Source organism: Hominisplanchenecus faecis, from assembly GCF_020687205.1.
Taxonomy (GTDB): Bacteria; Bacillota; Clostridia; order Lachnospirales; family Lachnospiraceae; genus Hominisplanchenecus; species Hominisplanchenecus faecis.
In genome coordinates this window covers 1-13,207 of the sequence record NZ_JAJEQE010000018.1, presented here as the reverse complement: position 1 = coordinate 13,207, position 13,207 = coordinate 1, and the positions used below count along the sequence as shown (strand labels likewise).

The following is a 13,207-nucleotide window of genomic DNA, read 5'->3' as shown; positions in this document are numbered from 1 at the left end:
TATAAAAATTCCCGCCCATCCTGACCGGATGGCGGGAATTTTTGTTCTACCTGACTTTTACTTTTTTTACTTTGCTAAAGGAACCGTAAATCCTGCTTTTCTTTCCATCCTTTTTTACATTCCAAAATTTCCGCATTCTCACATAGTACTTCTTTTTTGCTTTCAGTTTTGACACCGTAAGCGAATTCTTTTTCTTTCCACACTTCTTTGTTCTGACATTCTTTTTAAACTTTTTATCCGTTGAATACTGGATCTGATAACCGGAAACAGACTCCGATTTCTTTGCTTTTTTCCATTTTACTGTAAATTTTTTCTTTCCGGCTGTCAGTTTTTTGATGGAAATACCGGAAAGTTTCTGACCATCCTTCGAATTTACATCCGGTATCTGTTCTCTGTTCTCTGTTTCCTCTTCTGTTTTTGTTTCCTCTTCTGTTTTTGTTTCCTCTTCTGTTTTTGTTTCTTTTTCCGTTTCTGTTTCCTTCGGTTTTTCTTTCCATTTTGCATAAACCTGGATATCATCCCGGTACTTTGGAACCCAGTCATAGTTTTCCGTATTTTTGACCAGACTGCCATTTAAGTCATCCGGTTTCAGACACCATCCGACAAACTGATACCCCTCCTGCTGCGGAATGTGATCTGCAATATCAAAAAAGTTTTCACTGTCCATATGCAATTCATAAATGACAGACTCTTTTCCCTCAATACTTCCGCCATTTGCGTTAAATGTAATTGTTTTTCCGCTGTCATATCTCGGTGTCACTGTCTGATCACCTAAATTTGCATGAATCATATTGTGTTCCCAGTCAAAGGAAAATATGGTTCTTCCCTCTTCCACTTTTTCATCCACAAAAGCCATACCGCTCCAGCCAGTCAGATGACACCCTGCACGAACCGGTGTTTTTAAAATCAGTTCCTGTTTTTCCCTCTGCACATAATAACGATCCGGCATGCCTTCCTGTTCTTCTTCTGAAAGTTCTTTGTAGGATATAGTATAATACGGTTCATAGAATTGGATCGTACAGTTTGAATTATGCGTGGTATACCCGACAATCATCGGTGTACTGCTATATTCACCACCATAAATGGTTCCTTCATGTTCGGTAGCTCCTGTACGCACTTGTTCCAAAACAATTGGGGTGTTTGTATTGTTTGTGTAACCCGCATTCTCTGTGCTCTCGCCTTCCTGAAACGCTTTAAGCTGCTTCTGTGTATCTTCACCCATCTCTGCACTTTCCAGACTCTTCTTCCAGAGCTCCGTCTGTGTTGTCCAGACATTATACGTGTTTGTCCGATCCGCCGTCAGTCCGGCAAGATCCACTTTGCTCCGTACCAGTTTACCGTCATAAAATCTTGGTTCTTCCCCAAGTATCAGGGAAACATGTTTCAGGCACAGGTTCGTGACTGTCTGTCCGTAATAACCATGGTCATACGTTACTTCAAATTTCGGAACGGTGTAAAATGCTTCGCCCGGCATGATCAGCTCATCTGAAATATCCCAGTTATTTTCTTCCTTCAGTGGATGATCCATCCGCACATACGTTGGTTCTTTTTTTGTTTCTTCCGCAAAAGAAACCGGCACTGCCAGATTGGTCAACATACAGCATACCATTGAAACACCGATTATTTTTTGAAAACCGCCTTTTTGTTTTTTCATAACAAATCCCTCCTGACATATTTTCTGTTTTCCTGATTTTTCTTCCCATTTTCTGAGTTGCTTTTATTATATCAGGAAGGATTTTTTTAACCACAAAATTCCCAAACTGTCCAGTGACAATTTGGGAATTCGTTCATTTGCACATGCTCTGCTGTTTTTTCGCTGACAGCCTCCTGATAAAATGCTCAGTATTTCAATTTCTTACACCTGCCAGGAAGTCACCGACAACTTCTTATTTAGTAAAGGTGACGGTACAGTCTTCATATCCTTCTGCGGAAATCTCAATGGTATTTTCTCCATCTGCAACTGCATTTGTTCCAACATAAATCTGACCATCGTTTTTCAGCAGACAGTAGGTTGTCGTATCACCTACGCTGAAGGAAGAAGTTACCAGGCTATACTCTGTTCCGTTTACTTTTATGCCTGTGATCTGATTCTGCCACTGTTCGATTTCAGAACCATAACCAAAGGAAACGATATAGTAATCTGAGAAGATAGTTTTCTGGCAGGAAACCGCCTGTGGCGGTGTAAGTTTTTTGATCACATTTACAACCAGCGGCAGTGCCAGATCTTTATAGCCTTCTGCTTTGATCGTAAAGGTATTGTCGGCATTTTCATCAAATTCGCTGTCCACTTTCAGTTTCAGGACCTGATTTCCGTATCCGTCTGTTTCCCATTTAAACTGATTCTCTGACATGCCAAACCAGCCTGCTTCTGTATAGGCTGTTCCATTTACAGTGATCGAGGTTACTTTATTTTTCCAGCCTACAAAGTTTGTCGGTGTTCCAAAGGATACCAGATAAGTCTGTCCGTCTTCGTCTTTGCTGATCATAGGCTCTGATACCGGAACATCTTTTTCTTCACCCTGTACGGTGATCTCTGTTTCCAGAGCTTCATAATATTCTGCTTCCAGAGTCAGGGTATATGCTTTGTTCTGGTTGAACAGGTTTCCGTTATCGTAAATGGTGATGGATTTCAGATCTTCTGCTGCTTCATAGTAATAATCAGATCCTGCAACACCTTTTGCATAAATGTTTTTTCCATCTACTTTGACTGCATTTAAGTTCTTCAGGAAATCGCCTTCGGAACCATTTACGGTCAGAACCACATTCTCGCCTCTGTTGTACTGTTCTTTGTCAGAAACAAGACTTAAATTCTCTTCCAGAACTTTTTTATACTCAACCGAAAGTGTATTGTTTTTGAATCCTTCTGCTTTGATCTCTACGGTATTTGTTCCCAGTGTCAGAACAGAATCTTTGATCACCAGTTTGCCGTCCTCTACGCTGTACTGATCTTCTGTCAGTTCTTTCCGGCTCTGATTCACATAAATTCCGGTAATTTTCTCAAAGTATTCTGCTGTTCTTGCATCCTGGCCTGTCAGTACAAGATCTTTGCCTTCTGCAACAAATTCTGCATCCGCATCCAGTGTCAGGACCGGTGCTTCTTTTCCTTTGTAAGATCCGTTGTACTGTGTTTCTCCAAGCAGACCATCTTCCAGAACCACCTTAACTGCGTATGGACGGTTTTCTGTAGTAACTGCATTTTCATCTGCAACATAATCTTCAAAAGAGAGATACTGTCCTTTTAATTTTGCTTCCTGAACAGCATCATAGTAGCTTGTATAATCGTAGAATACAACTCCGTCTTCGCCATAAACGGCATCGCATGCTGTGATCTGATTATCCCAGCGCTCTGCAACTGCTTCTGCCGAAGCATTCTTCACATCCAGTGCCGTCAGGATCTTTGCATTGGAGATCAGATCCTCAGAAAATGCCAGATTTGCCGGCATAACAGAGTTTCCGCTTTCACCGTCGCTGCTGCTTCCGGAGTTTCCGCCTGAAGTCGCTCTTGTCACAACATCATAAGTCTTTGCTGTTTTTGCAGCTTTTGTTGTTTTGCCTGCAACAGTGAAAGATTTTCTCATGGTCTTAAAGCCATTTGAGTATACCGTCAGTGTATACACACCCGGCTGTTCGATGTTGTTTCTTCCACCTTCTGCATTTACATCGTTATACAGTACAAAGGTATTTCCGATCAGATACCAGTCTGTGATTTTTTCCAGTGTTTTTACTTCTCCTGACGGAGTTTTCAGTGTTACCATCTCAACCGGAACGGTGATGCCGTATACCATGTTTTCTACCTGGAAATGAACATTCTGTCCGGATTTGATCGCACCTGTCTCAGAAATCTTCATGGACGGAGTCTGTGCATTTACCACATGGATGGATGCGATCAGGGTTCTGTTTCCATTGGAACGGATGCGTACTTTGTAACGTCCATTGGAATAGAAATTGCTCTGTCCCAGCGGAATGGTAATCCTTCCGACTACATTCCCACCATGTTCGGTGGTATCTTTTGCATAAGCGAGCTGGTCGTTCAGCGTGCTCAGGCTCTCATCGTTTGACAGCAGTGCCAGTGCACCTTCGTCTGCGATCGTATCAAACCAGTCTTTTTCTTCCTGTGTTGTGTAGTTGAACAGGATTTCTACGTTTCCGCTCACACCGTACAGATTGTCAGCATCTTCGTTTTTGCTCAATTCTGCATCCGGTGCATAATATTTCACATCTTCTTTTGCAGTTTCCTTCAGGTCAAAGGTTGTCTTTTTCGGAGTAACCCTTGCATTTCCTTCTTCATCGTAGTTGGTCAGATGATAATCCCAGGTCGGGATGGCTGCATGTGTCAGGAAATACATCGGTTCCTGTGCTTTTACAACCGGTTTGTTCGGATTTTCATTGTCACTGAGCACAACATCCTGTGTTTTCTGGTCATCTTTTTTGGTAACAACCAGTTTTGCAGGATTTAAACCTGTCAGCTCCCATTTCACAATGCTTCCGTCATCGGTAACTTTGGTCATAGCCCCTGTGATATCCACACCATCTACCGCAACGCTGCAGTTTTCCACATCGTAACCTTCTTCAAAAGCTACCACCAGATACTGTGCATATCCAAGATCAAGAACTTTTGTCTGAGCTTCCTTTACCAGAACTGTTTTCGGAGCTTCTGTTTCCGTTTCCGGTGTACTTGGCGTTGCCGGTGTTTCCGGTGTAATTGATGTTGCCGGTGTTTCCGGTGTTTTATTATTATCGACTGCCGGCTTCTTTGGCAGAACTACTTTAATCTTGCAGCGATATTTTTTGCTGCCAACTTTTGCAGTGATCACAGCATTTCCTTTTTTCTTTGCTGTAACCTTTCCTTTTGAAGTAACGGATGCAACTTTCTTTTTCGAGCTGCTCCATTTCACTTTTTTCTTTGTGCCTTTTACCTTAAGCTTTAAGGTCTGGCCTTTGCTCAGTGTTTTCTTTTTGTAATTGAGCGTGGTTTTGGACGCTGCTGAAACGGTATGATACTTTGGTGTAACGTTAGCAAAAATTACCGCAAAACTCAGCAGAGCCAATACCAGCAAATTCTTTTTCCATCGCTTCATCCTCTTTTTTCCTCCATGGCTATCTTTTGTTAGTTTACTTAAACTTACGTTTGAATAAAGTAACATATTTTCTCATTTTCATCAAGTGCAAATGTGCTTAACAAGAAATTTTCTCATTGACTTTTCGTTTGTTGACAGCCATGCCATCGCCGGGCTTTTTATTATGACACTTGGTGTTTCGATGTCCGTAAAATTGAACCTCGGCGTTTCTCCGGTCAGCTCGATTCCGTAGGTATCGGAACGGTGGTCGCTACTGTTCTCGTCAGATTAATCCTCGGACAAGAAGCATCTCTCGCTCTAAAGAGCTCGGTCACTTTTTATTTGCTATTTATCACCAATCCATTGTTTTGCAAGTTCTACATCTACTTGCAGTGCCATTGCAATTTGTTCAACAGGCAATCCAAGTCTGCTAAGGGCAATCGTACCCTCTTTTTGTGCAAGTCGTTTGCCTTCCGCAATGCCAGATTCAACACCGGCCTCGTACTCAGCTTTTCGCAGTTTCCGTTCTTCCTCTTCTTTGTCATATTCAAAAATACTCATCGCAATTACCTCCGCTTTATTTTTTCGAAGAAATTCCGAAAGGATATTCCTCTGAATACATTCATCCACAGCTTGCTCTATGGCGTCTATTAATTCAAATTCCTTTGCATATCTTCGAACACAATCTACATACTGTGCATATTCTCTCAAGATCTGGCATTGTTCCATGAGTTCGGGATTATGTCCCTCATTAATGTTTATGGTCAGCACTTCCAGTTCCAGTTTTGGATTGCCTGACAGATTTTCGAAAGCCTCCGACAAATGGTTTACCCAGCTGTCTTTTTTCTTTTCTGTTCCATTGTAAAATACGATAAATTGTGGTGCAGGTATTTTCTGTAATACGGAAGAATAAAGGGATTTCTTATCCACCAGTTTCTGATATTCACTCGAAATATAGAATAAATCACGCAATGGCATATTAGGATTGTAAGTTGACTGGTGTTCATATAGAAATAACTCTGTGTCAATGATAAAAGCAAGATCATTTTTCATTCCCATATAAATAGCATTTTCCAGTGTGACAATCTCCAGTTTTTCCGGATCATCGTAATGAGCACCACTGATTGCATTATAAAGTGACAATAAATTTCTCCGGTCAGAAAACAACATGCGAAATACCGTATCTTTATAATTACGATTTACAGTTGCTCGTTCTTTTTGAGCCATAGGCTGTACCTCCTTATGCAGGAGTGTACAAAAGTGTGATAACCATACTGTCTGTTTGTTCTTTCTTTTTCACAGTTTGAAATTCCTGCTTTTTAAATTGATTTGTTTGATTGAAAAGCATGAATTTCTGAAATGTGAATTTAGAAAATATAGATGGCAGGATGCCAAGAATGTTAAGAAATATGCTTTGAAATTATATTAACATACAACTCTCATTATTTCAATACATTTCAAAAGCATAATTAAAGTCAACACAAATAATAAGAAACTATTTATGTTTTCCCCACTGGAAAGAAAAAACTTTCGCTTAAGTGCCTTTCGGGAAATTCGTTTATTTGCACATGTACTAATATTCTTTGTCAGAAATCATTTTAGCAAAACACCTGGCATTTCCATTTCGCCTGATTCATGTTATACTTAACTACCAGAAACACCAACGAAGAAAGGACGGTTTACTTTGAAACAAATTGATTTTGAAAATGGAAAAATCACCGACAATATCTTAAAAGCGGCTCTGCCCATGCTGGTCGCTCAGATTCTGAGTCTGCTTTATAATATCGTGGATCGCATCTATATTGCACGTATCCCGGATATCGGCACAACGGCTCTTGGAGCGGTCGGACTCTGTTTTCCGATCATTGTGATCATCACTGCTTTCAGCAACCTGTTCGGAAGCGGCGGTGCACCGCTCTTTTCGATCGAGCGTGGAAAGGGTGATCACGAAAATGCCTGTCAGATCATGCATACTTCATTTTCCATGCTGACGCTCTGCTCAATCCTTCTGATGCTGACCGGTTTGATCTTTGCAAAACCCATTCTCACGCTGTTTGGTGCCGGCCGTGAGAATTTTGACTATGCCTGTCCTTATCTGATGATCTATCTGCTTGGAACGTTTCCGTCCATGGTCGCGACCGGCATGAATCCTTTTATCAACGCCCAGGGATATGCGACCACCGGTATGATCTCGGTGGTGATCGGTGCTGTTGCCAACCTGATCCTTGATCCGATCTTTATTTTTGCGTTCGGCATGGGAATCCGGGGTGCTGCAATCGCAACCGTCATCTCACAGATTTTGTCGGCTGCTTTCGTACTTCATTTTCTGCTTTGCAAGGCAGAATACAAGGTTCGTCTGCTGCACAGAGAAGAAATCCGTGCCTCTTCAAAATATGCGAAAAATATCATCAGCCTCGGAACTGCCGGATTTATCATGCAGCTGACAAACAGCCTGGTAACAATCTGCTGCAATCACGTACTTTCTGTCACCGGCGGAACGCTCTATATTTCTGTCATGACAATCATCTCCAGCGTGCGTCAGGTGGTTGAGACACCAATCTATGCAATCACGGAAGGTTCTTCTCCTATTATCAGCTACAATTATGGTGCTCATCGTTACAAACGTGTAAAACAGGCAGCTGTTACCATGGGAATCATGGCACTCATTTATACACTGCTGGCATGGCTTGCGATCATTCTTGCACCGGAATTTCTGATCAGCATTTTCAGTTCTGATAAGAGTCTGCTGGCAGATGCCGTCCCTGCCATGAAACTGTATTTCGGAGCGTTTATTTTCATGCTTCTGCAATACATCGGACAGACTATATTTAAATCCTTAAACAAAAAGAAACAGGCGATCTTCTTCTCCCTACTCCGTAAAGTAATCATCGTTATTCCTATAACTTATCTGCTCCCGTATGCATTTCATATGGGAACAGACGGCGTATTCCTTGCAGAACCAATCTCAAATATTATCGGAGGCAGCCTGTGCTTTCTCGTTATGATAATAAGCATACGCAAAGAGTTACGTGAGTAAATCAATATATTCAAGAATGCCTCCGGCATTCTTGCTGCGAGGTTCGTTGTCATCTTTTTATAAATACTGCCCCACTTCCGCTTTATTGTTGGTATAAGCGATCGCATCGTCTCTTGTGATAAATCCCTGCCGCACGAGTCTGGACAGATCCATATTCAGGGTATGCATATCGCTGCTGCTTCCAGTCTGCATCATTGCCGGGATCTGGTGTGCCTTTCCTTCGCAGACGAGGTTGAGGATGGCATCCGTACCGACAAGAAGTTCGGTCGCTGCCACGCGGGCTGTTCCACCGCCGCATGGGATCAGGCACTGGCTGACGATTCCTTTTAATGTTCCGGCGAGCTGGGCACGCACCTGGTTCTGTCCCCCGGTCGGGCAGGCATCTACGATACGCTCTACGGTCTGTGCCGCTCCGGTCGTATGCAGTGTGGAAAGTACGAGATGTCCGGTCTCGGCAGCGAGCAGTGCTGTGGAAATTGTCTCGTAATCTCGCATCTCTCCTACTAATATGACATCCGGGTCTTCTCGCAGGGCACTGCGGATCGCAGACGCAAAATCGGTAATATCTTCGCCAACTTCTCTTTGATGGATCAGGGACTGTTTACTCTCATACACGTACTCGATCGGATCTTCGATGGTGATGATATGGCGGTCGCTGTTCTGGTTCATATGCTCGATCATAGCTGCAAGGGTGGTTGATTTTCCGCTTCCGGTCGGTCCGGTAACGAGGATCAGTCCACGCGGCTCCATTGCCATTTTATATAAAATGGTCGGCATTTTCAGTTCTTCTAGCGTCGGGATCGTGGAATTTAGGAGTCGGATCGTGGCTGCTGTTTTTTTCTGCTGGCGAAATACATTGACACGCTGGCGGCATCCGTCCGATGTGCGGATCGCAAAGTCGGCATCGTTTCCGTTTGCGAAATGTTTTTTCTGTTTTTCGTTCATCATGGATTGCAGAAGTTCTGCGGTTTCGTCTGCACTGTACTGTGTCTGTGCCTGCACCAGTCTGCCATGCACGCGATATCTGGTTTGCATCCCTTCGGAAATGTGGATGTCGGACGCTCCGCAGGCTCTCGCTTCCCGGATGATCGCATCCATTTTCTGATTGTTAAATTCTATTGCTGCCATATCGTATCTTCCTTTTTGTCTTTATTCATAACTGATCTTCATCAGTTCTTCCGGTGTTGTCGTTCCTTCTTTTACCAGGATCAGTCCGCTCTCTTTCAGGGTTCGCATATGCTGATGTTCTCTTGCATAGGCTGAGATCTCTTCCACGGAATTGTGATTGACGATCATGCGGCGGACGGTGTTGTCGATCGCCAGGATCTCATGCACGGCAATACGGCCTTTGTAGCCGGTGTTGTTGCAGTGGGAGCATCCCATGCCTTTTCGCACGATCTTGACGTCTTCACCCAGAAAAAGCCGCTCCTGCTCGGTTGTTTCCACTTCTTTTGCACAGTTCGGGCAGACTTTTCGCAGCAGTCGCTGTGCCACCAGACCGACGAGGGAGTTCGCCACCAGATAGGTCTCCACACCCATATCTTCGAGTCGCACGATACTGGATACGGCATCGTTTGTATGTAAGGTACTTAATACCACATGACCGGTGATCGCCGCACGGACTGAAGTTCCGGCTGTCTCACCGTCTCGCGTCTCACCTACCATGATAACGTCCGGGTCCTGTCGCATCAGTGCCCTCAGTCCCACATCAAACGTCAGACCTGCGACCGGGTTTACCTGTGTCTGGTTGATACCCGGAAGGTTCTTCTCCACCGGGTCTTCGATTGTGGAAATATTAATGTTTCTTCCGGTCAGGTATTCCAGGATCATGTACAGTGTCGTAGATTTTCCGCTTCCGGTCGGCCCTGTGATATAAATGATCCCGTTCGGATAATTCAGAAGCGGTGCAAACTGTTTATAGCTGTATTCATCCATACCGAAATGGTCCGCATGCTCCAGTTTGCCGTTGAAAGCCATGATTCGCATAACGGCTTTTTCACCGAACACAGTCGGCAGAACAGAAACTCGAATGTTGACCTGGCCATCGTCCAGCGACACTCGGAAATGTCCGTCCTGCGGCAGTCTCCTCTCGGCGATATCCAGGTTTGACAGGATCTTGATACGTGCGATCAGCGGTGCATGGATGTTTCGCTGGATATTTACATACTCCATGATCACGCCGTCGATACGCATACGCACACGGGTCTCTTTTTCAAACGGCTCAATATGAACGTCGCTCGCCCCCGTCTTGATGGCACGCTCGATCAGACTGTTCAACAGCCTGATGATCGGTGCCTCATCGTCACTGTTGTCCAGATTTTCGATCTCCAGTTCAGCCATCGCACTCGATGTGGAGAATCCAACGTTTGCCTGTTTGGCAGCTCTTCGGGCACTGACCTCGGCAAAATAATAGGAAATCGCCTGTTTCAGCGGTGCTTCCTCACTCAGCAGGATTTCCAACTGACATCCACTCTGCTGTCTTACTTCCTCCAGTGCGAAATAATTCAGCGGGTCGTTCGTCACGATCTGCATATTGTGGTCTTTGACATGGACCGGCAGGATCAGGTTCTTTTCTGCCAGTCCTTTATCGATCATGGCAACGGCTTCTATGTTTATGACCAGCTGTGCCACATCTACGATCCGCAGCTGAAGTCTGCTCGCCAGTGCCTCCAGTACCTGCGTCTCGGTGACAAATCCAAGCTCCATCAGGATCTGTCCCACTCGTTTGTCTCTATGTTCTTTCTGATATGCTAATGCCTGACTGATCTGCTTTTCTGTGACATAGCCCTTCTCAGTAAGAATTTCACCGATTCTAAGATTCGTCTTCAATCAGCGATTCACCTCCGATTTCTCCGCAGGTATATACGGCAAGATCACACCGGCAGTTCATGCTCTGCACGCTTTTTAAATTCTCACTCACATAGATCGTATTGCTCAGTTCAAAGGAACGTGCCTGAATCCCCGGATAATTTCTCGCCAGATCATCGAGAAAGGATTTGATCTCGCTCTCACTTCCCTGGACCGTGACCGAAACCATGGTAGTGTTTGTATAGTCAAACTGTGGTGCAGCGTAAAAACCTGAATCGGTGCCGTCCCCGTCCGTTTCTACCTCAGTCTCACCGTTTAATTCCTCTTCGGCGGTGAGCACATGCGTCTCAGATGCCTTGGCGGAAGCCAGAATATAAGACATCGGGATGCCCGGTGTTGTCTCGGAAATGCTTAAATTCACCGGAAACAGATTATGCTTTAAAATAATCCCTGTGACCAGCTCATCCACCTGCTGATTTTCCATCAGGTCGTAATAGCCTTTGGAAAGCTCTTTCAGCTCCGACTGCTGTTTGACGATCTTTTCCTCGATAAATGGTCTGGAATCGATCATCTGCTGCATCTCCATCTGCTGCTCTTCCACCTGTGTTTTCTCCAGATCGAGATCCTGGTGTTTCCCGACCCCCGGAAGGATCAGAAAACGAAATGTGAAGAAAATGATCAGAACGCACGCCAGCACCTTTAAAAGAACGATGTCGCCCGGCTTTAACTCCAGCTCTAATTTCAATTTTCCGCACCTCCCGTCTCGATTTCTGTCTCTGCCTCATCGGATTTCAAAATGCAGGACAGTGCCAGAGAATATGTTTTTTCTTGACTCTGGTAGGTGTAACCGTTGTAATCCAACGATGCAAATAATCCTGTTTTCTGAAGTTTCTGCACATAAGTCGGTATATCAATAACTTTCTGACTGACCGCATCAAACGTCAGCTTTCCGGTATCGGCATCCATCGTCTTGATATGCACTTCCATATCACGACCACTGGCATTCTCGATCGTCGAGATCATTTTTTTTGTCAGATCTGGGTAAGTATCGAGGTTTGCCGTCATCTGCCTCACCTGATCCTGTGCCTCCGCCAGCTTGTCGCTCTTCTGCTGAATAGCATTCGCCTCCTGATAAGCCGCCTGCACCTGCTCATCGTTGATCCAGTCATTAACATCGTTGATCTGCCCTTGCGTATGCAGATTCCAGACGGTTACCGCCGCAAACAGCACCATACAGACACCGAGCGTTGCCAGCGGAACCAGGATATGACTTAAAATATCCACATTCTTTATGACTTCTTCTTTATTGGCCTCTTTCCATGCCGGAAGCAGGTTGATCTCTTTTTTCTTTTTATCGACGATCATACCGCCGATGCAGGACAGCCAGAACTGCGGATCGCCTTTTGCCTGAAATGGAATGTCGATCTTCATTTTCCGGACATTCAGGTTCATATTTTTGATACCCTCAATGCTGACTTCGAAATCGTCCTCCAGACAGCCGGTATAATAGACATCGGTGATCGGAGTCTCTGATTTCGTGGTCGCATAGAACTGCATCATACCGGAAATGCTTCTCACGATCTCAGTACCGAAATTTAAGGTTCCCGGTTCGCTGAAGATACGGCTCCTTGTCGTGTAAAGACACATACCTTCTTTATAAAGAACACTGATAACACTGTTCTCCTCAAACAGTAGAAAAATCGCTGTTTTATTCTTATAAACCCTGCTCTGCGACAGAAGCTTTAAATAGCCCTCCATCGGAATCGATATTTCTTTTACCGTGATCTTCAACTCTGTACAGAAATCCAGAATCTGCTTAATGACATCATTCTGTGCACTTCCGCAGCACAGGCAGACCCCCTGCTTTTTGTCGCTCTGAACCACGCTGTAGTCCGCAATATCCTCGCCTTTGTGCTCATCCACGACATTTTTCGCCATCTTCGAAAGCTGACGTCCCACCGCATAAGGCACCTGAGTGATACGTGCGGAAGAATAAGATGCCGGCAACACAATCTTTAAAGATTTAGGCAGGTATTCCTCATTATATTCTTTTAATGCAGCTTTCCACTGTTCAAATGTATCGCCAAACGGCTCGATCGGGATACGGCTCACCCTGTCGATTTTCGGCAGCTTCCCCGCTTTTCCGCTCGCAGTAAGGATACATTCGTCCTGCAAAACAATGACTGTATCGCTCATCTTTTCCTGCCACTCAAAATGTGATTAAATAGACTCACACCGAGATAATGTAGACCCTCACGAGTTCTACTTACTGCTTTATCGTGTATGCTTTGGATTGACCGAAATC

Annotated in this window: 9 protein-coding genes; 2 read left to right on the top strand and 7 right to left on the bottom strand. The window is 44.4% G+C overall.

Going from position 1 to position 13,207, the window contains the following annotated elements; all coding sequences use genetic code 11:
- Window positions 1-46 precede the first annotated feature (46 nt).
- Both LKD42_RS06895 and LKD42_RS06890 read right to left on the bottom strand, forming a co-directional pair.
- A complete protein-coding gene (locus LKD42_RS06895; protein WP_248835230.1) occupies window positions 47-1,654 on the bottom strand; it encodes an InlB B-repeat-containing protein in 1,608 nt (535 codons plus the stop codon).
- A 232-nt stretch (window positions 1,655-1,886) separates the two neighbouring features.
- On the bottom strand, window positions 1,887-5,078 hold the full coding sequence (locus tag LKD42_RS06890; RefSeq protein ID WP_248835229.1) for a hemoblobin-interacting domain-containing protein: 3,192 nt from the start codon (window positions 5,076-5,078) through the stop codon (window positions 1,887-1,889).
- A 91-nt stretch (window positions 5,079-5,169) separates the two neighbouring features.
- Between LKD42_RS06890 and LKD42_RS06885 the strand changes: the two genes are divergently transcribed.
- Complete coding sequence (locus LKD42_RS06885) at window positions 5,170-5,310, top strand: DUF6198 family protein (protein ID WP_248835228.1); 141 nt, start codon at window positions 5,170-5,172, stop codon at window positions 5,308-5,310.
- Window positions 5,311-5,402: 92 nt separating this feature from the next.
- Here the strand turns inward: LKD42_RS06885 and LKD42_RS06880 are convergent, their stop codons facing one another.
- Window positions 5,403-6,284, bottom strand: coding sequence for an RpnC/YadD family protein (locus LKD42_RS06880; protein ID WP_248835227.1), 882 nt, complete (start codon window positions 6,282-6,284; stop codon window positions 5,403-5,405).
- 457 nt (window positions 6,285-6,741) lie between these two features.
- Here LKD42_RS06880 and LKD42_RS06875 point away from each other — a divergent pair, with 457 nt between their 5' ends.
- On the top strand, window positions 6,742-8,094 hold the full coding sequence (locus LKD42_RS06875) for an MATE family efflux transporter (protein WP_248835226.1): 1,353 nt from the start codon (window positions 6,742-6,744) through the stop codon (window positions 8,092-8,094).
- 57 nt (window positions 8,095-8,151) lie between these two features.
- Here the strand turns inward: LKD42_RS06875 and LKD42_RS06870 are convergent, their stop codons facing one another.
- The 4 genes from LKD42_RS06870 to LKD42_RS06855 are packed head-to-tail and all read right to left on the bottom strand — an operon-like array spanning window position 8,152 to window position 13,098.
- Window positions 8,152-9,222 (bottom strand): type IV pilus twitching motility protein PilT, encoded by a 1,071-nt coding sequence (locus LKD42_RS06870; RefSeq protein ID WP_283094973.1) that lies wholly within the window; start codon window positions 9,220-9,222, stop codon window positions 8,152-8,154.
- 21 nt (window positions 9,223-9,243) lie between these two features.
- Window positions 9,244-10,923: a GspE/PulE family protein gene (locus LKD42_RS06865; RefSeq protein WP_248835225.1), complete on the bottom strand. Its 1,680-nt coding sequence runs from the start codon at window positions 10,921-10,923 to the stop codon at window positions 9,244-9,246.
- A complete protein-coding gene (locus LKD42_RS06860) occupies window positions 10,907-11,647 on the bottom strand; it encodes a hypothetical protein (RefSeq protein WP_248835224.1) in 741 nt (246 codons plus the stop codon). Before LKD42_RS06860 ends, LKD42_RS06865 begins: the two co-directional genes overlap by 17 nt.
- Window positions 11,644-13,098, bottom strand: a complete 1,455-nt coding sequence (locus LKD42_RS06855; protein ID WP_248835223.1) for a hypothetical protein — start codon at window positions 13,096-13,098, stop codon at window positions 11,644-11,646. The genes LKD42_RS06860 and LKD42_RS06855 overlap by 4 nt, the downstream gene beginning before the upstream one ends.
- Window positions 13,099-13,207: the final 109 nt, after the last annotated feature.

Bases quoted from the DNA above. Each gene is read 5' to 3' on its own strand.
- LKD42_RS06885 (WP_248835228.1), top strand. From the start codon at position 5,170: ATGTGCTTAACAAGAAATTTTCTCATTGACTTTTCGTTTGTTGACAGC.
- LKD42_RS06880 (WP_248835227.1), bottom strand. From the start codon at position 6,284: ATGGCTCAAAAAGAACGAGCAACTGTAAATCGTAATTATAAAGATACG.
- LKD42_RS06895 (WP_248835230.1), bottom strand. From the start codon at position 1,654: ATGAAAAAACAAAAAGGCGGTTTTCAAAAAATAATCGGTGTTTCAATG.
- LKD42_RS06870 (WP_283094973.1), bottom strand. From the start codon at position 9,222: ATGGCAGCAATAGAATTTAACAATCAGAAAATGGATGCGATCATCCGG.
- LKD42_RS06855 (WP_248835223.1), bottom strand. From the start codon at position 13,098: ATGAGCGATACAGTCATTGTTTTGCAGGACGAATGTATCCTTACTGCG.
- LKD42_RS06890 (WP_248835229.1), bottom strand. From the start codon at position 5,078: ATGAAGCGATGGAAAAAGAATTTGCTGGTATTGGCTCTGCTGAGTTTT.